Raw genomic sequence first — 1,306 nt, forward strand, 5'->3', positions numbered from 1 at the left:
CGCGTTGACTCATAAGAAAAGGTAACCGAAGGTTATATCCTTATTCTCACATTAGGTGTAACCGTAATAAGTTTAAATATGACTTTCAGTTTCCTTTCTATTTTAGTCTTTAATTGAAATGGATCTAGTTGTTGATACTGCGTTTTCAATTTATTTTTAGTCGCTCTATTAATCGACTTTGAATCTAACAACCTTTGATATGGCGTTTGAGGTTTGTAATATTTTTTAAGGTAGCGACTATTTTCTCGGATTTTCTCTTTTAATTTCATAGTTGGGCAAAAGTAGTTTTGAAATAGTGACCACTCTTTAGCGTACAAGTTGTTCATTTTACTGACCAAGACTTTATCTTCAAATCTGTCATAGCCAAATAGTTGCCTAACGTGCGTCCAGTTCTTTTGTTCAACATGAGCGTTATCATTCTTTTTGTAAGGGCGTGATCTGGTGAATTGAATAAGCCTAGGGTGTTCTTGAAAATATCTAAGTAAATGATAATTGAGAAACTCACTGCCATTGTCGCAATCGAACCCTTTAAGTGGGAAAGGCAGTGCTTTTTCAATCGTTTTAATTTGCGCCACAACGCCCGTAGCCCCCTTATTCCAGGTTGCTCGACACTCGGTCCATCCTGAATGGTAATCGGTTAATGTTAAGCTCCAGACGAAGTCTCCGGCTAAACTGTTGCCACAATGTGCTACGGTGTCAGCTTCCATATAGCCCGGTTCAGTAATATCCCAGGTATCGGTGCGAATAGGTATTTGGTTTTTAAGTAACGTACCCGGCCTAGTACCTGTTAATCCTTTTCGGGAAAATTTGACTCTAGTAGGTTTAAGCACTCTATCAATAGAAGCAGCGCTAATGGCAAGTAATGACTGGCATGTTTCATCAGATAGTTTTTGATAATGTACCTCGTAGAATGGCAGCCAAATAGGAATAACCGCTTTCAAACGTTTAGAGCACATTTGATCGCTGGCAAACCAAATGCGTTTTAATGCGGTGATAAATTCCTTTGAATTGTATCGAGGTTTTCGGCCGGGCTTCTTCTTCACCGGAAAATTGTTGGTCTTGTTCAGTAACCTGATCGCGTATTTGCGGTTGTAGTTACAAATAATACAAAACTCATTAAGAATGGCTTTCTTATCTTTTTTACCTGCCTTAAGGTACCGCCGTTTAATGGTAATGAGGTAACTTCTGCGTTCTTTAAGCTGCATAATTAATGCTCCTGAACAGGGTTACATTAATTATGAGTCAACGATATGTTTTTCAGCTTATTGCTAAATCGCTAGGGTTACCTTTAATTTGAGTCAATTCG

General features: G+C 38.4%; 1 protein-coding gene. It reads right to left on the minus strand.

What is annotated here, in order from left to right; all coding sequences use genetic code 11:
- Positions 1–32: 32 nt before the first annotated feature.
- Positions 33–1,205 carry an integrase catalytic domain-containing protein gene (locus tag ND16A_RS04030; protein ID WP_033078708.1) on the minus strand — a complete coding sequence of 391 codons (1,173 nt, stop codon included), beginning with the start codon at positions 1,203–1,205 and terminating at the stop codon, positions 33–35.
- Positions 1,206–1,306: the final 101 nt, after the last annotated feature.

Origin of the sequence: Thalassotalea sp. ND16A, from assembly GCF_000764205.1 — a bacterium.
Classification (GTDB): domain Bacteria; phylum Pseudomonadota; class Gammaproteobacteria; order Enterobacterales; family Alteromonadaceae; genus Thalassotalea_A.